Source organism: Kitasatospora sp. NPDC057595, from assembly GCF_042800875.1.
Taxonomy (GTDB): Bacteria; Actinomycetota; Actinomycetes; order Streptomycetales; family Streptomycetaceae; genus Kitasatospora.
In genome coordinates, this window is sequence record NZ_JBHVGL010000013.1 from 44378 (window position 1) to 66955 (window position 22578).

Annotated in this window: 18 protein-coding genes, 1 tRNA gene, 1 other RNA gene and 1 riboswitch; of the genes, 17 read left to right on the forward strand and 3 right to left on the reverse strand. The window is 73.0% G+C overall.

The features are described 5' to 3' along the window. Positions 1 to 22: 22 nt before the first annotated feature. On the forward strand, positions 23 to 1138 hold the full coding sequence (gene prfB, locus ACFU9E_RS20380; protein WP_380688300.1) for a peptide chain release factor 2: 1116 nt from the start codon (positions 23 to 25) through the stop codon (positions 1136 to 1138). 176 nt (positions 1139 to 1314) lie between these two features. On the opposite strand, the gene ACFU9E_RS20385 is transcribed toward prfB, so the two are convergent. Then, the gene (locus ACFU9E_RS20385; RefSeq protein ID WP_355372902.1) at positions 1315 to 1509 is read right to left on the reverse strand and encodes a hypothetical protein; all 195 of its coding nucleotides are present in this window, start codon (positions 1507 to 1509) and stop codon (positions 1315 to 1317) included. Between the two features lie 350 nt (positions 1510 to 1859). Between ACFU9E_RS20385 and ftsE the strand changes: the two genes are divergently transcribed. From ftsE to ACFU9E_RS20425, 8 genes are all read left to right on the forward strand, one after another. Next, positions 1860 to 2549: a cell division ATP-binding protein FtsE gene (gene ftsE / locus ACFU9E_RS20390; RefSeq protein ID WP_350544679.1), complete on the forward strand. Its 690-nt coding sequence runs from the start codon at positions 1860 to 1862 to the stop codon at positions 2547 to 2549. Between the two features lie 76 nt (positions 2550 to 2625). Next, positions 2626 to 3537, forward strand: a complete 912-nt coding sequence (gene ftsX, locus ACFU9E_RS20395) for a permease-like cell division protein FtsX (RefSeq protein ID WP_355372904.1) — start codon at positions 2626 to 2628, stop codon at positions 3535 to 3537. 143 nt (positions 3538 to 3680) lie between these two features. Beyond that, positions 3681 to 4829: a S41 family peptidase gene (locus tag ACFU9E_RS20400; RefSeq protein ID WP_380715229.1), complete on the forward strand. Its 1149-nt coding sequence runs from the start codon at positions 3681 to 3683 to the stop codon at positions 4827 to 4829. A gap of 44 nt (positions 4830 to 4873) precedes the next feature. Beyond that, positions 4874 to 5350, forward strand: a complete 477-nt coding sequence (gene smpB, locus ACFU9E_RS20405) for an SsrA-binding protein SmpB (protein WP_350544683.1) — start codon at positions 4874 to 4876, stop codon at positions 5348 to 5350. An 88-nt stretch (positions 5351 to 5438) separates the two neighbouring features. After that, positions 5439 to 5820: a transfer-messenger RNA gene (gene ssrA / locus ACFU9E_RS20410) on the forward strand. Positions 5821 to 5948: 128 nt separating this feature from the next. Continuing rightward, positions 5949 to 8264 carry a HelD family protein gene (locus tag ACFU9E_RS20415; protein WP_380683568.1) on the forward strand — a complete coding sequence of 772 codons (2316 nt, stop codon included), beginning with the start codon at positions 5949 to 5951 and terminating at the stop codon, positions 8262 to 8264. Positions 8265 to 8682: 418 nt separating this feature from the next. Continuing rightward, positions 8683 to 10155 (forward strand): NAD-dependent malic enzyme, encoded by a 1473-nt coding sequence (locus ACFU9E_RS20420; protein ID WP_380683569.1) that lies wholly within the window; start codon positions 8683 to 8685, stop codon positions 10153 to 10155. A gap of 558 nt (positions 10156 to 10713) precedes the next feature. Next, positions 10714 to 10995, forward strand: coding sequence for an HU family DNA-binding protein (locus ACFU9E_RS20425; protein WP_030308200.1), 282 nt, complete (start codon positions 10714 to 10716; stop codon positions 10993 to 10995). Positions 10996 to 11070: 75 nt separating this feature from the next. On the opposite strand, the gene murA is transcribed toward ACFU9E_RS20425, so the two are convergent. Continuing rightward, positions 11071 to 12423: a UDP-N-acetylglucosamine 1-carboxyvinyltransferase gene (gene murA / locus ACFU9E_RS20430; RefSeq protein ID WP_380683570.1), complete on the reverse strand. Its 1353-nt coding sequence runs from the start codon at positions 12421 to 12423 to the stop codon at positions 11071 to 11073. Between the two features lie 299 nt (positions 12424 to 12722). On the opposite strand from murA, the gene ACFU9E_RS20435 reads away from it, so the two are divergent. From ACFU9E_RS20435 to ACFU9E_RS20460, 6 genes are all read left to right on the forward strand, one after another. Further along, on the forward strand, positions 12723 to 13307 hold the full coding sequence (locus ACFU9E_RS20435; RefSeq protein WP_380683571.1) for a YqgE/AlgH family protein: 585 nt from the start codon (positions 12723 to 12725) through the stop codon (positions 13305 to 13307). 91 nt (positions 13308 to 13398) lie between these two features. Next, a complete protein-coding gene (locus ACFU9E_RS20440; protein WP_380683572.1) occupies positions 13399 to 13680 on the forward strand; it encodes a DUF3039 domain-containing protein in 282 nt (93 codons plus the stop codon). A 94-nt stretch (positions 13681 to 13774) separates the two neighbouring features. Beyond that, on the forward strand, positions 13775 to 15382 hold the full coding sequence (locus ACFU9E_RS20445) for a beta-N-acetylhexosaminidase (protein WP_380683573.1): 1608 nt from the start codon (positions 13775 to 13777) through the stop codon (positions 15380 to 15382). 323 nt (positions 15383 to 15705) lie between these two features. Beyond that, complete coding sequence (locus ACFU9E_RS20450; protein WP_350545037.1) at positions 15706 to 16572, forward strand: FAD binding domain-containing protein; 867 nt, start codon at positions 15706 to 15708, stop codon at positions 16570 to 16572. Further along, positions 16569 to 17867, forward strand: a complete 1299-nt coding sequence (locus ACFU9E_RS20455) for a 2Fe-2S iron-sulfur cluster-binding protein (RefSeq protein ID WP_380683574.1) — start codon at positions 16569 to 16571, stop codon at positions 17865 to 17867. The genes ACFU9E_RS20450 and ACFU9E_RS20455 overlap by 4 nt, the downstream gene beginning before the upstream one ends. After that, the gene (locus ACFU9E_RS20460) at positions 17864 to 20191 is read left to right on the forward strand and encodes a xanthine dehydrogenase family protein molybdopterin-binding subunit (protein WP_380683576.1); all 2328 of its coding nucleotides are present in this window, start codon (positions 17864 to 17866) and stop codon (positions 20189 to 20191) included. Before ACFU9E_RS20455 ends, ACFU9E_RS20460 begins: the two co-directional genes overlap by 4 nt. 103 nt (positions 20192 to 20294) lie before the next feature. Here the strand turns inward: ACFU9E_RS20460 and ACFU9E_RS20465 are convergent. Then, a tRNA-Cys gene (locus ACFU9E_RS20465) sits at positions 20295 to 20366 on the reverse strand. Between the two features lie 244 nt (positions 20367 to 20610). Further along, a riboswitch (guanidine-III (ykkC-III) riboswitch) is annotated at positions 20611 to 20676 on the forward strand. 45 nt (positions 20677 to 20721) lie between these two features. Between ACFU9E_RS20465 and ACFU9E_RS20470 the strand changes: the two genes are divergently transcribed. Then, the gene (locus ACFU9E_RS20470) at positions 20722 to 21036 is read left to right on the forward strand and encodes a DMT family transporter (RefSeq protein WP_380682512.1); all 315 of its coding nucleotides are present in this window, start codon (positions 20722 to 20724) and stop codon (positions 21034 to 21036) included. Positions 21037 to 21135: 99 nt separating this feature from the next. Next, positions 21136 to 22575 (forward strand): MFS transporter, encoded by a 1440-nt coding sequence (locus tag ACFU9E_RS20475; RefSeq protein ID WP_380682511.1) that lies wholly within the window; start codon positions 21136 to 21138, stop codon positions 22573 to 22575. Positions 22576 to 22578: the final 3 nt, after the last annotated feature.

Consider the following 22578-nt stretch of genomic DNA (forward strand, 5'->3'; position numbering starts at 1 on the left):
CGGGAACCATTACCCTGGGGGCGTGGCAGCCGTCGATCCTTCCGAAGAGCTCAAGAACCTCGAAACGACCATGGGGTCGATCGAGGCCGTCCTCGACCTGGACAAGATCCGGGCCGACATCGCGCGTCTGGAGGAGGAGGCAGCCGCCCCCGACCTGTGGGACGACCTGGCGAACGCGCAGAAGGTGACCAGCAGGCTCTCCTTCCTCCAGGGCGAACTGCGCAGGGTCGAGGGCCTCCGCGGCCGCATCGACGACCTGGGCGTCCTGTTCGAGCTGGCCGAGGCCGAGGACGACGCGGACACCCGCGCCGAGGCCGAGGCCGAGCTGGCGGCCGTCGCCAAGGCGGTCGAGGAGCTGGAGGTCCGCACCCTCCTGTCGGGCGAGTACGACGCCCGCGAGGCGCTGATCAACATCCGCGCCGAGGCCGGTGGCGTGGACGCCGCCGACTTCGCCGAGCAGCTGATGCGCATGTACCTGCGCTGGGCCGAGCGGCACGGGTACCCCACCGAGGTGTACGACACCTCGTACGCGGAGGAGGCCGGCATCAAGTCCGCGACCTTCACCGTCAAGGCCCCGTACGCCTACGGCACCCTCTCGGTCGAGCAGGGCACGCACCGCCTGGTCCGCATCTCCCCGTTCGACAACCAGGGCCGCCGGCAGACCTCGTTCGCCGGTGTCGAGGTGCTCCCGGTCGTCGAGCAGTCCGACCACGTCGACATCGACGAGTCGGAGCTGCGCATCGACGTCTACCGCGCCTCCGGCCCCGGCGGCCAGGGCGTCAACACCACCGACTCGGCGGTGCGCATCACGCACATCCCGACCGGCGTGGTGGTCTCCTGCCAGAACGAGCGCTCGCAGATCCAGAACAAGGCGTCCGCGATGAACGTCCTCCAGGCCAAGCTGCTGGAGCGGCGCCGCCAGGAGGAGCGCGCGGCGATGGACGCGCTCAAGGACAGCGGCAGCTCCTGGGGCAACCAGATGCGCTCCTACGTGCTGCACCCGTACCAGATGGTCAAGGACGTCCGCACCGAGTTCGAGGTCGGCAACCCGCAGGGCGTGCTGGACGGCGACATCGACGGCTTCATCGAGGCCGGCATCCGGTGGAGGAAGCAGCGGGAAACCGCGAGCCAGGCGTGAGGAGGGCGGCCTCGATGAACATGGAGCACAGCATCGAGGCCGGCGTCCGCCGGCGCAAGCGGCGCGAGACCGCCGCGCGGTGAGCGGTCACGCGGGGTAGCCCCGGTATCCCTGTACGACAGAACGAGCGAAGGCCCCCGACCGATTCACCGGTCGGGGGCCTTCGCTCTCGTCTCTCAGGCCAGCGCCTGCCGCGCGATCAGCGCCACCGCGAGCAGTCCGGCCAGTACGGCCAGCAGCATCGCGGGCGTGAGCGCGGCGAACGGACCCTGCTGCTCCTGCAGCCGGGCCCGGGTGGCACGGCACGCGGGGCAGCGGCCCTCGCTGACGCGGCCGTTGCAGTGGGCGCACACCAGATGGTCGCAGGTCATGCGATCTCCTCCTCGCTGCTACTGCAAACGCACCGGACCGGGCCTTGGTTCCTTGTCGTGCCCTGTGCGGCGGAGCGGTCGGGCCCGACCGCACCCTCCACTGTGCCAGGTTCCCGGCGTTCCGGCCCCCGGGCTGTGAGATGGCTCCCAATTTTCGGGGCATATCCGGTCATTCTCCCCCACTCCCGTGGCGCCGTCGCGGTCCGAACCTGCGGGCCGGGCGCCCGTTCGCGTATGGTCCCAAGCCGGGAGCGGCCGTACCGCTCCCCTCGCCCGCCCCGGGCCGGGCATGCCGAGGGGCGGACCGACCCAGGACTGGCGCCGCCTAGGATGGCCTCCGTGATGCAGCCGTGATCAGATTCGACAACGTCTCCAAGACCTATCCCAAGCAGAACCGTCCCGCCCTGGACAACGTCTCGCTGGAGATCGAGAAGGGTGAGTTCGTCTTCCTGGTCGGCTCGTCCGGCTCGGGCAAGTCCACCTTCCTGCGCCTGTGCCTGCGCGAGGAGCGCCCCAGCAGCGGTGAGGTGCACGTGCTGGGCAAGGACCTGGGCAAGCTGTCCAACTGGAAGGTGCCGCACATGCGCCGCCAGCTGGGCACCGTCTTCCAGGACTTCCGCCTGCTGCCCAACAAGACGGTCGCGCAGAACGTCGCGTTCGCGCTGGAGGTCATCGGCAAGCCGAAGAGCGCCATCAACAAGGTGGTGCCCGAGGTGCTCGACCTGGTCGGCCTCGGCGGCAAGGAGGACCGCATGCCGGGCGAGCTGTCCGGTGGTGAGCAGCAGCGCGTGGCGATCGCCCGGGCGTTCGTCAACCGCCCGATGCTGCTGATCGCGGACGAGCCCACCGGCAACCTCGACCCGCAGAACTCGGTCGGCATCATGAAGCTGCTCGACCGGATCAACCGCACCGGCACCACCGTGCTGATGGCCACCCACGACCAGGCCATCGTCGACCAGATGCGCAAGCGCGTCATCGAACTCGACAAGGGGCTGCTGGTCCGCGACCAGGCCCGCGGCGTCTACGGGTACCAGCACTGACCTTTCGGCGCTGACCCCGTGGGCCGCCCGCCCGCCTCGCCCGACCAGCAGTACCGACCCTGGAGTTGTTGAACGCATGCGCGCCCAGTTCGTCCTGTCGGAGATCGGTGTGGGTCTCCGCCGCAACCTGACGATGACCATCGCGGTCGTCGTCAGCGTCGCGCTCTCCCTCGCCCTCGCCGGTGCCTCCCTCCTGGTCCGCGACCAGGTCAACTCGATGAAGGGGTACTGGTACGACAAGGTCGAGGTGAGCATCTACTTCTGCACCAAGGCCGACGCCCGGAACTCGCCCCAGTGCGACAAGGGCGCGGCCACCGACCAGCAGATCGCCGACATCAAGACCCAGCTGGACAAGATGGACTCGGTGGTCCAGACCTCGACCTTCGAGAACTCCGCCGAGGCGTACAAGCACTGGAAGGAGATGAACCCGGACAACCCGCTCATCTCCGTCCTCGGCCCGGAGGCCATCCCGCAGTCCTGGCGGGTCAAGCTCAAGGACCCGACCAAGTACGACGTCATCCAGAGTGCCTTCGCCGGCAAACCCGGCGTCAAGTCGGTCGAGGACCAGCGGAAGATCCTGGAGAACCTCTTCGGCCTGCTGAACGGCCTCCAGACGGCGGCCTTCGTCATCATGGTGCTGATGCTCTTCGTCGCCCTGCTGCTGATCGTCAACACCGTCCGGGTGTCGGCGTACAGCAGGCGGCGCGAGACCGGCATCATGCGCCTGGTCGGTGCCTCGAACTTCTACGTGCAGATGCCGTTCATCGCGGAGGCGGCGTTCTCCGCGCTGCTCGGCGCGGTGATGGCCTCCGGGCTGCTGCTCGGCGGTCACTTCTTCGTGCAGAACTGGCTCGCCGAGCGGGTGCAGTTCATCCACTTCATCGGGCTCTCCTCGGTGCTGGCGGTGATACCGCTGCTGGTCGTGGTGGGTATGGGCATGGCCGGCATCGCGGCCTTCTTCACCCTCCGCAAGTACCTCAAGGTCTAGGCCCCGACGGCCCGGACGGCCTCGAACGGCCTCGAACGGTCCCGAACGGCCCCGGACGGCACTGCGCCGTCCGGGGCCGTCGGCGTTCCGTCGGCGCCGCTTCGCGGGCCGGGGCGTTTCCGTGAGGTCCTAGACTCCGGACCATGCCAGTCACTCCCCGCGCGGCGCGTCAGGTGGCCACCCTCAGCCTGGTGTTCGGCGTGGTCCTGCTGGCCGGGGCCGCCACCGGCGCCTGGGGCGAACCGGGTACGACGGCGCGTCCGCCGTCCGCCGACACCGCGCAGGCCGCCGCCGCGACCGTCGGCGCCGGCCAGGACCCGGCCGGCGCCGACCTCTCCGAGCAGCAGGCCGAGCGCCTGATCGGGGCCACCGGCGACCGCTGGGGCGCGTACTACAGCGCCCAGGAGTACGCCGAGTTCAGCCAGGGCCTGGACGGCCGCTACCTGGGCGTGGGGCTGTCCGTGGGCCGCGGCGAGGACGGCGTCACCACCGTCTCCCAGGTGCGCGCGGCGGGGCCGGCGGCCGCCGCCGGGATCGCGGTCGGCGACCGGCTGCTGCGGATCGGCGAGGACGAGGCCGACCGGCTGCCGGTCACCGAGGTGGTCGCCCGGCTGCGCGGACGCGAGGGCGCCGAGCGGCAGCCCGGCTCGGAGGTCGTCCTGGCCGTGCGGCGCGACGACGGCGAGGAGCGCGAGGTCCGGCTGCGCCGGGCGCTGCTGGACAGCCAGCAGGTGACCGTCGAGCACCTGGCGGGCGGCGTGGTGCGGATCGCCGTGCGCGCCTTCACCTCCGGCGTGGCCGAGCAGGTGCGCGCCGCCGTGCGCGGCGCGCGGGCCGGCGTGGTGCTCGACCTGCGCGGCAACTCCGGCGGGCTGGTCGACGAGGCCGCCGACACCGCCGGGGTGTTCCTGGACGGCGGCCCGGTCGGCTCGTACCAGGACCGCGGCGGCACCCGGGAGCTGGCCGCCCCGCCCGGCGGCGACCAGCACACCCCGCTGGTGGTGCTGGTCGACGGCGGCACGATGAGCGCCGCCGAACTGCTCACCGGCGCCCTGCAGGACCGCGGCCGGGCCGTGGTGGTGGGCGGGCGCACCTTCGGCAAGGGCACCGTCCAGCAGCCCAGCCGGCTCGCCGACGGCGCGGTGCTGGAACTGACCGTCGGCCGCTACTTCACCCCGGCCGGCCGCTCCCCGGAGGGCACCGGACTGGCCCCGGACGTCCCGGCGGGCGCCACCGAGGACGCCGCCGCGCTCGCCCTGCGGGTGCTGGCCGGTCTCGGCAGCCGCGCGTAAAGGGGCTGCTCGGAACCGGGCCGAGGTGCGAGAATGACCGCGCTATGGCAAAGGAAACCGGACACAAGCTGATCGCGCAGAACAAGAAGGCGCGACACGAGTACACCATCCTCGACACCTATGAGTGCGGTCTCGTGCTCACCGGCACGGAGGTGAAGTCACTGCGCGAGGGGCGGGCCAACCTGGTCGACGGCTACGCCTACATCCAGAACCACGAGGCGTGGATCGACAACGTCTTCATCCCCGAGTACACCCAGGGGACGTGGACCAACCACGCGGCCCGGCGCAAGCGCAAGCTGCTGCTGCACAAGCTGGAGATCCGCAAGATCGAGACGAAGGTCCGGGACGCCGGCCACACCCTCGTCCCGCTCTCGCTGTACTTCAAGGACGGCCGGGTGAAGCTCGAACTGGCCCTCGCGGTCGGCAAGAAGCTGTACGACAAGCGGCAGACCCTGCGGGAGAAGCAGGACACCCGCGAGACCGCGCGCGCGGTGGCGGCGGCGCGGCGACGTCAGCGTTAATCGGCTGGACCCTCGCTGGTCGCCTCGCGTACCATGGGGCCCAGCACCACGGACGGGCTTCCGTCCGCGTTGTTTCTCAACAAAACATGGGGATGATCGGTTTCGACAGGGGATGTTGAAACAGGGGAAGCGAGCCGAGGAACGCGGCAATGATCTCGTTAACCACGTGTCGCAAAAAAATAATCGCCAACTCTAAGCGCGATTCCCAGCAGTTCGCTCTCGCTGCCTAATAAGCACCGATAGCGCTTGGGTGTCAGACCGGGGAGTTCCCGACCCGGACCCTGGCATAATCTAGGGAACTCAACCGTCCACCCGGGCTGCGGGGGTGGAGGGGAAATCAAACAGCAGCTGGGCCTGTTGGCGGCTTGTCCGTGTGACCGCCAGGGCCGAGAAAAGCACAGCGGACTGCGCTCGGAGAAGCCCTGAATTAACTCCACTGGACCCGGGTTCGATTCCCGGCATCTCCACCACCCCATGTTGACAGTGAAGGCCGTCCACCGCGTTGCGGAGGGCGGCCTTCACGTTTGCCCGGGCCGGGGCGTAGGATCGTCCGTCCGCTCGTTTCCCGGAGCCGGATTCCGCCGCAACCACCGAGGCCATGCAGAGCAACACGGACACCAGCACCACGGACACCACCGCCACCGACCACGAGACCGTGCGCGCGCGCGAGATCGCCGGTGAGCAGCGCCACCTCGACACGGTCTACCACCGGCTGGAGGAGAAGCTCGCCGAGGCCGAGTACATCCTGGAGGACGCCGCCAAGCGCGTGCACGTCGGCACCCCCGGCGCGCTCGCCGAGCGCGACGCCCAGGTGTACCGGGCCGGCGCCCACCTCCAGCGGCTCAACAACGAGTTCGAGGACTTCCTGTTCGGCCGCATCGACCTGCAGCGGCCCGACGCCCCGGAGGAGCACGGCATCCCCTCCGACACCCCGCTCGACCCGGCCGACCCGGCCGTCGCCGAGACCCTGCACATCGGCCGGCTCGGGGTGCTGGACGCGGAGTACGGCCCGCTGGTGATCGACTGGCGGGCCCCCGCCGCGGCGCCGTTCTACCGTTCCACCCCGCTGGAGCCCGGCCGGGTCATCCGGCGCCGGGTGATCCGCTCCAAGGGCCGCAAGGTGATCGGCGTCGAGGACGACCTGCTGCGTCCCGACCTCACCCCCACCCTGGACGGCGAGGAGCTGGCGGTGGTCGGCGACGGCGCGCTGATGGCCTCGCTGGGCCGCGCCCGCAGCCACTCGATGCGCGACATCGTCTCCTCCATCCAGAAGGAGCAGGACGAGGTGATCCGCGCCGCCGCGGCCGGCGCCACCCTGGTCACCGGCGGCCCCGGCACCGGCAAGACCGCCGTCGCGCTGCACCGGGCGGCCTTCCTGCTCTACCAGGACCGCCGCCGGTACGCCGGGGGCATCCTGGTGGTCTCACCGACCCCGCTGCTGGTCTCCTACACCGAGGGCGTGCTGCCCTCGCTCGGCGAGGAGGGCCAGGTCGCCATCCGCGCGGTCGGCTCGCTGGTCGACGGCATCGAGGCCGGCACCTACGACACCCCGGAGACGGCCCGGATCAAGGGCTCGGCCCGGATGGTCCAGCTGCTGCGCCGGGCCGCCCGGGGCGCGCTGGAGCAGGGCGCGCCGCAGGAGCTGAAGGTGGTCGCCCGCGGCGAGGTGCTCAGGCTGGACGCGGGCCGGCTGAAGGCGGTGCGCGGCAACGTCATCGGCTCCGGCGGCACCCCGCTCAACCTGCTGCGACCGCGCGCCCGCCGGCTGCTGCTGGACGCGCTCTGGCAGCAGGCCGTCCGCCACCTGCCCAAGCCCGCCGACCACTACGCCCGCGAGCAGCGCCAGGAGGAGAAGGAGGCCTTCGACGACTACGTGTCGGACGAGGCGCCGTTCCTGGACTTCCTGGACGCCTGGTGGCCCGCGGTCACCCCGCGCCGGGTGCTCGGCACGCTGAAGCAGTCCCGGCACATCAACCGGATCGCCCGCCGCGCGGTCACCCCCGAGGAGGCGCGGCTGCTGGCGGCGTCCTGGCGGCACCTGTCGGAGCGCGGCGAGGGCGCCCTGTCGGCGCACGACGTGGCGCTGGTGGACGAGCTGCAGGTGCTGCTCGGCGAGCCGGCCCGGGTGAAGGTGCGCGAGGTGGACGCGGTGGACCTGCTGAGCGGCCTGGAGGAGGTCACCACCTTCGCCGACCGGTCCGCCCGGCAGCGCGAGCGGGTGCCCGTCGAGCGCGTCGAGTACGCGCACGTGATCGTCGACGAGGCGCAGGACCTCACCCCGATGCAGTGGCGGATGATCGGCCGCCGGGCCCGGATGGCCACCTGGACCATCGTCGGCGACCCCGCGCAGTCCTCCTGGCCGTTCCCCGAGGAGGCGCAGGCCGCGCTGGACGACGTGCTGTCCGGCAAGCCCCGCCGCCGCTTCACGCTGACCGTGAACTACCGCAACCCCGCCGAGATCGCCGAGGTGGCGGCCAAGGTGCTGGCGCTGGCCGCGCCGGGCACGCCGTCGCCGAGCGCGGTGCGGCACGTGGGCGTCGAGCCGCGCTTCGCGGCCGTCACCGACCCGTCGCCGGAGGCCTTCGGCGCGGGCGTCCGGGCCGAGCTGGAGCGGCTGCTGGGCGAGGTGGACGGCACGGTGGCCGTGGTGGTGCCGATGGACCGGCGGGCCGAGGCCGCGGGCTGGGCCGAGGGGCTGGGCGAGCGGGTGGTGGCGCTGGGCAGTCTGGAGGCCAAGGGCCTGGAGTACGACGCGACCGTGGTGGCCGACCCGACCGGGATCGCCGGCGAGTCGGAGGCGGGCCTGCGGGTGCTGTACGTGGCGCTGACCCGGGCGACCCAGCGGCTGACCGTGCTGTCCGGCCCGGACGACCTGCCGGACGCGGCCGGGGTGCCCGCGCTGCTGCGCGACTGATCCACGCCGGTGACCCGCGCGGCCGGCCCGCGCCGGTGACCCGCGCCACTGACGGTTCGTACGGCCGGCCCGCCCCGGGCCGGCCGTACGCCGTGACGCACCGCGACCACGGCGAAGGCCCCCCACCCGGCGGGTGAGGGGCCTTCAGAAGCTACGACACCGACCCGCCATGCTCGCCTCGCGGCAAGTGGTCCCTCGAAGGGACGAAGGTTGGGCCCGGGGGCTTGGATCGAGCCGGTGTCCCGTCCAATGTAACGCATCGGGCGGTGGAGGCAAGAAGTTGTCGGGTCCGCACACTCAATGAACGTTATTTCTGACTACGCCCGGATTGGTGCGACCATCGACGTCTAGCAGGCGCACGCGAGAGCTTCAACGGACTGTTGAACTCGCGCACGGACGGACGGAAGAAGGAACGTCGATGGCGACGGTGCCCAGTGTCTCGAACTCGATCACGGTGCGACTGGAGGTGCCGGCCAGCGGCAACGCCGTCAGCGCGATCACCACGGCGGTGGAGTCCTCCGGCGGCTCGGTGACCGGCCTCGACGTGACCTCCTCCGGCCTGGAGGCGCTGCGGATCGACGTCACCGTCGCCGCCGCCTCGGTGGCGCACGGTGAGGAGATCGTCGAGAAGCTCCGGGCGATCGACGGCGTCACCATCGGCAAGGTCTCGGACCGCACCTTCCTGATGCACCTCGGCGGCAAGATCGAGATGTCCTCGAAGCTGCCGATCCGCAACCGTGACGACCTCTCGATGATCTACACCCCGGGTGTCGCCCGGGTCTGCATGGCGATCGCCGAGAACCCCGAGGACGCCCGCCGCCTCACCATCAAGCGCAACAGTGTCGCCGTGGTCACCGACGGCTCCGCCGTGCTGGGCCTGGGCAACATCGGCCCGGCCGCCGCGCTGCCGGTCATGGAGGGCAAGGCGGCCCTGTTCAAGCGCTTCGCCGGGATCGACGCCTGGCCGATCTGCCTGGACACCCAGGACACCGACGAGATCGTGGCCATCGTCAAGGCGATCGCCCCGGGCTTCGCCGGCATCAACCTGGAGGACATCTCCGCGCCGCGCTGCTTCGAGATCGAGGCCCGGCTGCGCGAGGCCCTGGACATCCCGGTCTTCCACGACGACCAGCACGGCACCGCCATCGTGGTGCTGGCGGCGCTGACGAACGCGCTCAAGGTGGTCGGCAAGGAGATCGGCGACATCCGGGTGGTGATGTCGGGCGCCGGCGCCGCCGGTACCGCGATCCTCAAGCTGCTGATGGCGGCCGGTGTCGAGCACGCCACCGTGGCGGACGTGAAGGGCGTGGTCCACGAGGGCCGCGACGACCTCAACGACAGCCTGCGCTGGATCGCCGAGCACACCAACCGCTCGGGCCGCACCGGCAGCCTCAAGGAGGCCGTGGCCGACGCCGACGTCTTCATCGGCGTCTCCGCCCCGAACGTGCTGGACGGCGACGACCTGGCCACCATGGCGCAGGACGCGATCGTCTTCGCGCTGGCCAACCCGGACCCGGAGGTCGACCCGGCGGTGGCCCGGCAGACCGCCGCGGTGGTCGCCACCGGCCGCAGCGACTTCCCCAACCAGATCAACAACGTGCTGGTCTTCCCGGGTGTCTTCCGCGGCCTGCTGGACGCCCAGAGCCGCACGGTCAACACCGAGATGATGATCGCCGCCGCCCGGGCCCTGGCCGCCACCGTCGGTGACGACGAGCGCAACCCGAACTACATCATCCCCAGCGTGTTCCACAAGGACGTCGCCAAGACCGTCGCCGCCGCCGTCCGCGAGGCGGCCCTGGCCGCCGCCTCGGAGGCGCCCGTGCCGTCCCGGCCGACCCCGGGCATCGTCGGCACGCTCGACACCGCCTCCTTCCCCGCCGTGCAGCTCTGACGCCGGACGGCACCGCCGGGCCCCTGCGCCGGGCCCGGCGTCGAGCTTCCACGACGACCGGTGGCAATGTGTCACGTATCGGTCAAATGGCCGATTAGCGGTCGTACCCGCCCCTTCCCGCCCCGAACCCTTGCGACACAAGGGCGAGGGGCGTGTTTGGGCTTGTCGGACCTAGGGCGTACGGTAGCCCTGCACGGGGCAGGCGTGTCCGACAAGTACGGAACGTCCCCCTGGTCTTCCGGCGCGTCCTCCCGACCGCCGCCCGCGCCCGGTCCGCCGGAGCCGACGGAGCGTCACACCTCCGGCGGGCGGGCGCTGTTCGGGTCGTGCCGCCGGGGCCCGATTGGCATTCTCGGGGCCGGTCGGGGCAGGATTCGTATCCGGGCAGGCAGGCGGGCCTTCGAAGGCACGGCGCGCGGCACTGGGTGCGGACCCGGCTCGCGACCACGCATTGCCTGCATGAGCACAGTGTGCGGACCTGCGGCCCATCCGGGTGCTCCCGGTGGGAGCACCGATGGGCCCCCGCACACCGCAAGCGAACAGACCACAGGAGTACACATGAACCGCAGTGAGCTGGTGGCCGCGCTGTCCGAGCGCGCCGAGGTGACCCGCAAGGACGCCGACGCCGTTCTGGCCGCCTTCGCCGAGATCGTCGGCGAGGTCGTCGCCAAGGGCGACGAGAAGGTCACCATCCCCGGTTTCCTGACCTTCGAGCGCACCCACCGTGCCGCTCGCACCGCCCGCAACCCGCAGACCGGCGAGCCGATCCAGATCCCCGAGGGCTACAGCGCCAAGGTCAGCGCCGGCTCCAAGCTGAAGGAAGCCGCCAAGGGCGCCTGAACCACCCCTTGAACGCCCGAGAGGCCGGGTCCCCGTCGCGGGGGCCCGGCCTCTCGCCGTGGGCGGGGGCGCCGGTCAGACGCCGACCAGCTCCTCGCCGGCCCGCTCGCTCGGCAGCTCGACGTGGGCGCCGAGGTCGCGCAGCTTGTCCATGAAGTTCTCGTAGCCGCGGTTGATCAGGTCGATGCCGTGCACGGTCGAGGTGCCCTCGGCCGCCAGCGCCGCGATCAGGTACGAGAAGCCGCCGCGCAGGTCCGGGATGACCAGCTCGGAGCCCATCAGCTTGGACGGGCCGGAGACCACCGCGGAGTGCAGGAAGTTGCGGGCGCCGAAGCGGCACGGCGTGGCGCCCAGGCACTCGCGGTAGAGCTGGATGTGCGCGCCCATCTGGTTGAGCGCGCCGGTGAAGCCCAGCCGGGACTCGTACACCGTCTCGTGCACGATCGACAGGCCGGTCGCCTGGGTCAGCGCGACCACCAGCGGCTGCTGCCAGTCGGTCTGGAAGCCGGGGTGCACGTCGGTCTCCAGGGCGATCGCGGTGAGCTCGCCGCCCGGGTGCCAGAACCGGATGCCCTCGTCGTCCACCTCGAAGGCGCCGCCGACCTTCCGGAAGGTGTTGAGGAAGGTCATCATCTCCAGCTGGCGGGCGCCGCGGACGTAGATGTCGCCCTTGGTGGCCAGCGCCGCGCAGGCCCAGGAGGCCGACTCCAGGCGGTCCGGCAGCGCCCGGTGGGTGTAGCCGTCCAGCTCGTCGACACCGGTGATCAGAATGGTGCGGTCGGTGCCCAGGGTGATGATCGCGCCCATCTTCTGCAGCACGCAGATGAGGTCGACGATCTCCGGCTCGATGGCGGCGTTGCGCAGCTCGGTGACGCCCTCGGCGAGCACCGCGGTGAGCAGCACCTGCTCGGTCGCGCCGACCGAGGGGTAGGGCAGCTCGATCCTGGTGCCGCGCAGCCGCTGCTGGGCGACCAGGTAGGTGCCCTGCGGGTGCTTCTCGATGGTGGCGCCGAACTGGCGCAGCACCTCGAAGTGGAAGTCGACCGGACGGCCGCCGATGTCGCAGCCGCCCAGGCCGGGGATGAAGGCGTGGCCGAGGCGGTGCAGCAGCGGGCCGCAGAACAGGATCGGGATGCGCGAGGAGCCGGCGTGCGCGTCGATGTCGGCGACGTTGGCGCTCTCCACGTGGGAGGGGTCGAGGATCAGCTCGCCGTCCTCGTCGCCGGTGCGCACGGTCACACCGTGCAGCTGGAGCAGGCCGCGGACCACCTTGACGTCGCGGATGTCCGGGACGTTGCGCAGTCTGCTGGGGCCCTGCCCGAGCAGGGCGGCGACCATGGCCTTGGGAACCAGGTTCTTCGCACCGCGGACGCGGATCTCGCCTTCGAGCGGGTTTCCGCCGTGGACCAGCAGGACGTCGTCGGTCATCGTTCTCGCAATCCGGGGTGCCAGAGGAGTGGGTGCGGCTCGGCGACGAGCCATGCGGTGGAACGGTTGCACGGGCGCGTCGGGCCCCCGGCGTGACCGAATCGGCACCGTGGACGGGCGTCCACCATCAGTAGATGGTAGTGGTCGTGCCGACGGTTCCCGTGAGCCTCTCCCGTGATGGTGCTCTCCCCGGGCCCCGCGGCGCGCGTCGGCGCGTCCGTACGGGTGTTCGTGGCGCGTTCCCCGGCCCGCCGGTCCTCGGGTGTCCGTCGCGGGGGGTTCTGCGGGATCATGTGGGCATGACGGCGGCCCATTCGCACGCAGGCCGGTCCCACACCGGCCGTCTGATCGTCGCGACGCCCGTGCTCACCGACCCGAACTTCGCCCGGGCGGTGGTGCTCCTCCTCGACCACGACGCCGAGGGGGCGCTCGGCGTGGTGCTGAACCGGCCGACCCCGGTCGAGGTCGGCAGCGTGCTGGACGGCTGGGGCGTGCTGGTCGGCCGTCCGGCGGTGGTGTTCCAGGGCGGGCCGGTGGCCCTGGACTCGGCGCTCGGCCTGGCGGTGGCGCCGGGGGAGCCCGGCACCGGGGAGCCGCTCGGCTGGCGGCGGGTGCACGGCGCGATCGGCCTGGTGGACCTGGAGGCGCCGCCCGAGGTGCTGGCCGGCGAGCTCGGCGCGCTGCGGATCTTCGCCGGGTACGCGGGCTGGGCGCCGGGGCAGCTGGAGACGGAGATCTCCACCGGGGCCTGGTACCTGGTGGACTGCGAGCCGGGGGACATCTCCAGCCCCGAGCCGGAGCGGCTCTGGCGCGCGGTGCTGCGCCGCCAGCGCGGCCCGCTGGCCCTGCTGGCGAGCTATCCGGACGATCCGACGCTCAACTGAGGGGTGCCGGGGCCGGCCGGCGCGACCGTGACATGTGCAGGGCGCCGCGACACTGGCCCGGTTTCGCGGGGCGCCCATAGACTTGGCACCCATGAGCACTCTTGAGCCCGAGCGCGGCCTCGGCACCGGCACCCTGGTCGAGCCCGTCCCGCAGGTGTCCCACGGGGACGGCGACCACGAGCGCTTCGCGCACTACGTCCAGAAGGACAAGATCATGGAGAGCGCACTCTCCGGATCGCCCGTGGTGGCGCTCTGCGGCAAGGTGTGGGTGCCCGGGCGCGACCCGAAGAAGTACCCGGTCTGCCCGATGTGCAAGGAGATCTACGACGGCATCGGCAAGCCGCAGGGCGGCGACGAGGGCGGCAAGCAGTAGGCGGTCCGTTCCGCTCCCCGCACCGCCGTTTTGCATTGCACGGCGATTCCGGGGTGGTCTATGCCAGTCCTCCGGGCCGGGGGAGGATGTCGCAATGGACCTCATTCCCGCCCCCGTGAGTTCCGTCCGCCTCCCGGACCAGGACTTCCCGCTCGACCGGACGACCACCCTCACCGCGCCGCCCGAGCTGGCCGGGGCCGAACGGTGGCTGCGCTCCTCGCTGACCGCCGCCACCGGCCTGCCGCTCGCCCCCGGACGGCCCGGCGAGGGCGTCGAACTGGTCCACGACGACACGCTGGCCGCCGAGGCGTACCGGCTCTCGGTGCGCCCCGGCCACGCCGTGATCACCGCCGGCGGACCGGCCGGCGCGCTCTGGGGTGCGCAGACGCTGCGCCGGCTGCTCGGCCCGGACGCCTACCGGCGCGCCCCGCTGCGCTCGGAGTGGGTGCTGCCCGGCGTGGACATCGAGGACGCGCCCCGGTTCGGCTGGCGCGGCGCGCTGCTGGACGTCGCCCGGCACTTCCTGCCCAAGGCCGATGTGCTGCGCTTCGTCGACCAGCTGTCCGCGCACAAGCTCAACGTGCTGCACCTGCACCTGACCGACGACCAGGGCTGGCGGGTGGAGATCAAGCGCTACCCGGCGCTCACCGGGAAGGCGTCCTGGCGCGAGCGCTCGATGGTCGGCTACCGGGCCGGCCAGCGCCGCGACGACCGGCCGCACGGCGGCTTCTACACCCAGGCCGACCTGCGCGAGATCGTCGCCTACGCGGCCGAGCGCGGCATCACGGTGGTGCCCGAGATCGACCTGCCGGGCCACACCCAGGCCGTCGTGTCCGCCTACCCCGAGCTGGGCAACACCGACGTGGTGGACACCGCGGCGCTCGGCGTGTGGACCGACTGGGGCGTCAGCCAGAACGTGCTCAACCCCTCCGAGGCCACCCTGCGGTTCCTCGAAGGGGTGCTGGAGGAGGTCCTGGAGCTCTTCCCGTCCGAGTTCATCCACCTCGGCGGCGACGAGTGCCCCAAGGAGCAGTGGAAGGAGAGCGCCGCCGCGCAGGAGCGGATCCGCGAGCTGGGCCTGTCCAACGAGGACGAGCTGCAGAGCCACATCATCCGGCACTTCGACCGCTGGCTGGCCGAGCGCGGCCGTCGGCTGATCGGCTGGGACGAGATCCTGGAGGGCGGGCTGGCACCCGGCGCCGCCGTGTCGTCCTGGCGCGGCTACGCCGGCGGGATCGCCGCCGCGCAGGCCGGGCACGACGTGGTGATGTGCCCGGAGCAGCACGTCTACCTCGACCACCGGCAGGCGCCCGGCGAGGACGAGCCGATCCCGGTCGGCTTCGTGCGCACCCTGGAGGACGTCTACCGGTTCGAGCCGGTGCCGGCCCAGCTCGACGAGGTGGCGGCGCGCCGGGTGATCGGCACCCAGGCCAACCTGTGGAGCGAGTTCATGCACAGCGCCCGGGACATCGACTACCGGGCCTTCCCGCGGCTCGCCGCCTTCGCCGAGGTCGCCTGGTCGGCGCTGCCCGCCGACCCGGCCGCGCGCGACTTCGCCGGCTTCGAGCGGCGGATGGCGGGCCACCTGGAGGTGCTGGACGCGCTCGGCGTCGAGTACCGCCCGGCCGCCGGTCCGCATCCCTGGCAGACCTGGCCCGGCGTGCAGGGCCGGCCGATCGAGGGGCCGCCGCCGGTGGTCTGACGGCGCGCCGGGCGGAGGGACGCAGACGACCCGCGGGAACTTCCGAACGGTCGTCGGACGTCAAGAACAGATGAACATCCGACCCGGTCCGCCTCGGACCGGGTCGGATACCGCCCGGTATCGGTCCCAATCGGGCAGCGCCGTTCACCCGTCCCGAAATGATCATCGAGCATTGTGTGCCAGAGTTGCCCAACCCGGCCCGATCGCCCGTACCCTACGGGCCAGGCCGGGCTGCCGGACGCGGAGACCCGATCCAGGGCCGCGGGCGGCAGGCGATCGATGAGCAAGTGGAGCACGGTGGGACCCAGGTGAACCGGACGATCATGCTGCCGGCCTCCCTCGACGAGGCCGTCGAAGCGCTGGCCGCTCACCCGGCCGCGGTACCGGTGGCCGGCGCCACCGACCTGATGGAGGCGGTCAACGCCGGACGCCTGCGCCCCGCCGCCCTGGTGGGCCTCGGCCGGATCACCGAGCTGCGCGGCTGGCGCTACGAGGACGGCGGCACCGCCGTCCTGGGTGCCGGGCTCACCCACGCCCGGATGGACCGCCCCGACTTCGCCGCGCTCATCCCCGCGCTGGCCGACGCCGCCCGCACCGCCGGCCCCCCGCAGGTGCGCAACGTCGGCACCCTCGGCGGCAACATCGCCACCGCCGCGCCGGCCGGCGACACCCTCCCGGTGCTCGCCGCCCTGGAGGCCAGCGTCACCCTCGCCCGGGCCGGCGCCACCCGCGAGGTCCCGGTCAGCCACCTGCTCACCGGCCTCGACCCGCTGCGCCCCGGCGAGTTGCTCACCTGGGTGCGCGTGCCGCTGCTGCACGCCCCGCAGGTCTTCCTCAAGGCCACCGGCCGCAGCGGCCCGGCCCGCGCCACCGCCTCCGTCGCCCTCGTCCTGGACCCCGCGCGGCGGGCCGTGCGCTGCGCCGTCGGCGCCGTCGCCCCGGTGCCGCTGCGGCCCCTGGAGGCCGAGGCCTGGGTGGCCGGCTGCATCGACTGGGACGGCTCGCGGGAGATCGACCCGGCCGCGACCGCCGCGTTCGGCGAGTACGTGGCCGCCGCCTGCGTCCCCGACGGCTACGGCGCGGAGGGCGCCTGGGAGGCCGTCACCGAGGGGCCGAGCGCGGCCGCCGTCCGTCTGCGGCGTACCGTAGCCGTGCTGGCCCGCCGGGCACTGGGAAGGGCGCTCAAGTGACCACAGACCACCCCATCGAGGCCCTGGACCCGGGGCTGCTCGACCACGCGCACGACCACGCGCCGCAGGTCAGCCGGGAGTTGCGGCCGACCACCTCGTACAGCCTGCGGGTCAACGGCTTCGAACGGCCCGTCACCGACGCCTGGATCGGCGAGAGCCTGCTCTACGTGCTGCGCGAGCGGCTCGGCCTGGCCGGCGCCAAGGACGGCTGCGAGCAGGGCGAGTGCGGGGCCTGCTCGGTGCAGGTCGACGGTCAGCTGGTGGCCGGCTGCCTGGTCCCCGCGGCGCTGGCGCAGGACAGCGAGATCAACACCGTCGAGGGCCTGTCGGCCGGCGGCGGCGCCAGCGACGTCCAGCAGGCGCTGGCCGAGTCCGGCGCGGTGCAGTGCGGCTACTGCGTGCCCGGCCTGGCGATGGCCGTGCACGACCTGCTCCAGCGCAACCACCGGCCCACCGAGGTCGAGGCACGGCAGGCGCTGTGCGGCAACCTCTGCCGGTGCACCGGCTACCGGGGGGCGCTGGCGGCCGTCCAGAGCGTCGCCGACGCGCGCGCGGCGCAGGCCGAGGCGGCGGACGAGGCGGCCGCCGCCGAGGAGTCCGCCAAGCCCGCCAAGCCCGCCAGGACCACCAGGCCCGCTGCGGCCACCGCCCCGGAAGCGGCCCCCGCGGCGCCCGAACCCGTGTCCGCGCCCGCGCCGACGCCCGCCGACGCCCCCGCGACCGCCGCCGACCTGCCGGTGTACACCGACGGCGACGCCTGGATCGAGCACGTCCCGCAGCCGCCCGCCGAGCAGCCCGTCCCCGCGGCCGCCCCCGTCACCGGCGGGTACGCGACCCCGGACGGCCCGGGCGGCTACGACAGCGGCGTGTACGACACCACCGTGCTGGCCCCGATCCGGGACGTCCCGGCGCAGCCGGCCGCCGACTCCACCGGCTTCCACCCGGCCCAGGGCTACCCCGGACCGCAGCCCTACCCGGGCACCACCCCGGCGCACGGCACCTACCTGCCCGGGCCCGGCGGCTACCCCGACGCGAACGGCTACCCGCAGCAGCCCGGCTACGACGGGGCCCAGGCCTACGACGGCCCGGTCTACGACGGCCCCGTGTACGAGACCCCGGCCGGCGGCTATCCGCAGCAGCCCGGCCAGGACGGCGGCACCCCCGCGCACGGCACGCCGTACCTCCCCACGCCCCCGCACGGCGTCCCGGCCGAGGGCACCGCCCCCGCCGGCGTCCCGTACGGCGCCACCCCCGCCCACGGCATCCGGCTCCCCGAGGACGACCACGCATCATGACGTCGCCTACCGACATCGGCGCAGCACTCCAGCAGGACGGCGACGCGGGCGGCACGACGGAGCCGTTCGGGCTGGGCAGCTCCCCGCTGCGCAGCGACGCCCTGCCCAAGGCGCTCGGCATCTACCCGTACGCCGCCGACCTGTGGGCCGAGGGACTGCTCTGGGGCGCGGTGCTGCGCTCGCCACACCCGCACGCCCGGATCCGCGGCATCGACACCTCTGCCGCGCTGGCCCTGCCCGGCGTGCACGCCGTGGTCACCGCCGCCGACCTGCCGGCCGGCCCGGACGGTGTGCCGGACGGCGCGCCGTCCGGGCCGATCGTCGCCGACCGGCCGGTGCTCGCCGCCGGGGTGGTCCGCCACCACGGCGAGCCGGTGGCCGCGGTCGCCGCCGACCACCCCGACACCGCCCGGCTCGCGGTCGGCCTGATCGCCGTCGACTACGAGCCGCTGGACGCCGTCACCGACCCCGAGCAGTCGTTCACCGCCCCGTCGCTGCACCCGGACGGCAACCTCTTCCGCCACCTGCCGCTGCGCACCGGCGACCCGGAGGCGGCCGGGGAGGTCGTCGTCGAGGGGCTGTACCAGGTGGGCCGGCAGGACCCGGCGCCGCTCGGCGCCGAGGCGGGCCTGGCCGTGCCGCGCCCGGACGGCGGGGTCGAGCTGCACCTGTCCTCCACCGACCCGCACGGCGACCGCGACCGCACCGCCGCCTGCCTGGGCCTGGAGCCGGACCGGGTCCGGCTGGTGGTCACCGGCGTGCCCGGCGCCACCGCCGACCGCGAGGACCTCTCCTTCCAGGTCACCCTGGCACTGCTGGCGCTGCGCACCGGCCGCCCGGTGAAGATGACCCTCACCCGCGAGGAGTCCTTCCACACCCACCCCTCGCGGCACCCGGCGCTGCTGCGCTACCGCCACCACGCGGACGCCGAGGGCCGGCTGGTGAAGGTCGAGGCGCAGATCCTGTTGGACGGCGGCGCCTACGCGGACGTCTCGGCCGAGGTGCTGGCCGCCGCCACCGCCTTCTCGGTCGGCCCGTACAACTGCCCCAACGTCTTCGTGGACGCCTGGGCGGTGCGCACCAACAACCCGCCGGCCGGCCGGATGCGCGGCGAGGGCGCGCTGCAGGCGTGCTTCGCCTACGAGTCGCAGCTGGACCAGCTGGCCGCCCGGGTCGGCATCGACCCGGTGGAGATCCGCCGCCGCAACGTGATGGCGACCGGCGACCCGCTGCCCACCGGACAGGCCGTCACCTGCCCGGCCCCGGTGAGCGCGCTGCTGGAGGCGGTCGCCGCCGAGCCGCTGCCGGCCCTGCCGGTGGACGATCCGGACGCCGAGTGGCTGCTGCCGGGCGGGCCCGGCGGCGCCGGTGACCCGGCCGCGGTGCGCCGCGGCATCGGCTACGCGCTGGGCATGGTGCACATGCTGGGCGCCGAGGGCGAGGACGAGGTCGCCACCGCGACGGTGCGGGTCAGCGGCGACCACGCCACGGTGATCTGCGCCGCGGTCGACGCCGGCCAGGGCTTCGCCACGCTGGCCCGGCAGATCGTGCAGAGCGTGCTGGGCGTCAGCGAGGTGTACATCGCGCCGGCCGACAGCGACCAGTCGGTGGCCGGGCCGTCCGCCCGGGGCCGGCACACCTGGGTCTCCGGCGGCGCGATCGAGCGGGCCGCGCTGATGGTCCGCCACCAGCTGCTCCAGCCGATCGCCGCCAACTTCGGCATGTCGGCGGAGCTGCTGCAGATCTCCGACGGCAAGATCACCTCGTACGACGGGGTGCTCGGCATGCCGGTGGCCGAGGCGCTGGAGGGCAAGGAGCTCTGGGCGACCGCGCAGTGCCGGCCGCACCCGACCGAGCCGCTGGACGAGGCGGGGCAGGGCGACGCCTTCGTCTCCATCGCGTTCTGCGCGATGCGCGCGGTGGTGGACGTGGACATCGAGCTGGGCGCCGTCCGGGTGGTCGAGGTGACGGTGGCCCAGGAGGTCGGCCGGGCGCTGAACCCGCGGCAGATCGAGGACCGGATCGAGGCGGGGGTGGCCCAGGGCGTCGGCCTGGCGCTGCTGGAGGAGCTGCGCACCGAGGGCGGCCTGCTGGCCAACCCCTCGCTCACCGGCTACCGGCTGCCGACCGCGCTGGACACTCCGGAGATCCGGGTGGCCGCCCTGCTGGAGGAGCGCGACGTGGTGGCCCCGTTCGGGGCCAAGGCGGTCAGCGCGGTGCCGGCGGTGACGGCCCCGGCGGCGGTGGCCGCGGCGGTGCGGGCCGCCACCGGCCTGCCGGTGGGCCGGCTGCCGATCCGCCCGGAGGACGCCGTCACCGGCTGAGCACCGGCCGGGGAATTCGGCGGGAGGGCCCGCCGAATTCCCCGGAAAATGCATGACGAATTGCCGGGCGGCGCTTTTGCGCCGACCGGCAATTCGCTTTTTGAGGCCATGACGGGAATCGAACCCGTGTACACCGCTTTGCAGGCGGTTCCCTAAACCACTCGGGCACACGGCCGTGGGGTGGAACTGGTGGAAGGCTGGACTGCGGGAGCGCGCTCAGGCGCAGCGGCAGCAGCGACAGGCGCGACAACACAGGGGAGTGGGGGCACAGGTGCGGGGCGCGCGGGCCGCCGTCTTCCTGTCCATGTCCGACTCCTGTCGTCGTTCGCCGTGTTGGTGAATTCAGTTTGGCGGAATGCCGGGCGGAACGTCAATATCCTTTTGTAAATTCTGTGTGGCGGGGTGTGCTACCGTCGGAGACAGGTGGCCCTCGGTGGCCATCCCGGACGAGCGCGTCGTACCCGGTGACGACAAGACGGCGCAGTGACAGCGGCAACCCGGCCGCTGCCGACTGCGGAGGTAAGACCGTCGTGGCTTGGCTCGTTCTGATCGTTTCCGGTGTCCTGGAGACCGTGTGGGCGGTGGCCCTGGAATCCTCCAAGGGCTTCTCCCGCCTCGTCCCGACCGTGGTGTTCGGCGTCGCGCTGGCACTCTCGATGGGCGGCCTGGCATACGCGATGCGCTCGATCCCGATCGGCACCGGCTACGCCGTGTGGGTGGGCATCGGCGCGGTGGGCACCGCGCTGTACGGCATGGCGGTGCTGGGCGACGCGGTCACCCTGGCCCGGATCGGCTGCCTGCTGCTGATCGTCTCCGGCGTGGTGGGCCTCAAGGTGCTGCACTGACCCGAAGGCGTCGCGGACGGCGCCCTAGGTCCGGAGTCGTAGAAGGGTGGCGACCGGAGTCAGGGGTTATCGGCCCAAGCGCACCTTACGATCATACGTATGACCACTGCCTCCCCCACCTCGGCCGACACCGCCTCCGTTCCGATACCGACCGACCCCGGGGGAGGGGTGCTGGGCGACCGTTTCCGGGCCCTGACCCTGGGGATCGTCTCGGTGGTCCTGGTCATCGCCTTCGAGGCGACGGCCGTCAACACCGCGATGCCGGTGGCCGCCCGCGAGCTGGACGGGCTCGGGCTGTACGCCTTCGCCTTCTCCGGCTACTTCACCACCACGCTGTTCGCGCTGGTCGTCTCCGGCCAGTGGTGCGACCGCAGCGGTCCGCTGCAACCGCTGTTCACCGGGATCGCGGTGTTCGGCGCCGGCCTGCTGGTGGCCGGCTCGGCGCCCGGGATGTGGATCTTCGTGGGCGGCCGGGCGATCCAGGGCCTCGGGGGCGGCCTGGTGATCGTCGCGCTCTACGTGGTGGTCGGCCGGGCCTATCCCGAGCGGCTGCGGCCCGCGGTGTTCGCCGCCTTCTCCTCGGCCTGGGTGCTGCCCTCGATCATCGGCCCGGTGGTCTCCGGGGCGGTCACCCAGCACCTCGGCTGGCGCTGGGTCTTCCTCGCCGTGCCGGCGCTGATCCTGCTGCCGCTGGCGGTGATGGGCCCGGCGCTGCGCCGCTCGGAGAAGGAGCAGCCGGTGCTCCGGGGCGCCGCGTTCGACCGCCGCCGCACCGGGCTGGCCGCGATGGCCGCGCTCGGCGCGGGTCTGCTGCAGTACGCGGGCCAGCGGCTGGACCTGATCGGCCTGCTGCCGGCCGTCGCCGGGGCGGCGCTGCTGCTGCCGGCGGTGCTCGGCCTGCTGCCGGCCGGGACGCTGCGGGCCGGGCGGGGGCTGCCGACGGTGATCCTGCTGCGCGGGGTCGCGGCGGGGGCGTTCTTCGCGGCCGAGGCGTTCATCCCGCTGATGATGGTGACCGAGCGCGGGCTGTCGCCGACGCTGGCCGGTCTGACCCTGACCAGCGGCGGCCTGTCCTGGGCGCTCGGCTCCTGGCTCCAGGGCCGGCCGGGTGCCGAGCGGTACCGCACGCTGATGATCCGCGGCGGCTTCGTGCTGACCGCGGTGGCCATCGCGGGGGCGGCGCTGGTGCTCGTCCCGGCGGCGCCGACCTGGGTGGCGGCGGTGGCCTGGGGCGTCGGCGGGTTCGGCATGGGCCTGACGGTCGCGAGCGTCAGCGTGCTGATGATGAAGCTGTCGACGCCGGAGGACGCCGGGGCCAACTCGGCCTCGCTCCAGGTGAGCGACGCGCTGGGCAACGTGCTGCTGGTGGGCCTGTCCGGGGTGCTGTTCGCGGCGCTGGGCGGCGGCTCGGTGGCCGCCGCCCACGACGGCGCCACGGGCACCGGGTCGACCGGCGCCTTCGCGGTGATCTTCCTGACCATGACCGGGGTCGCGCTGCTCGGCGCGCTGGTCTCCGGCCGGGTCCGCAAGGCCGCCTGAGGA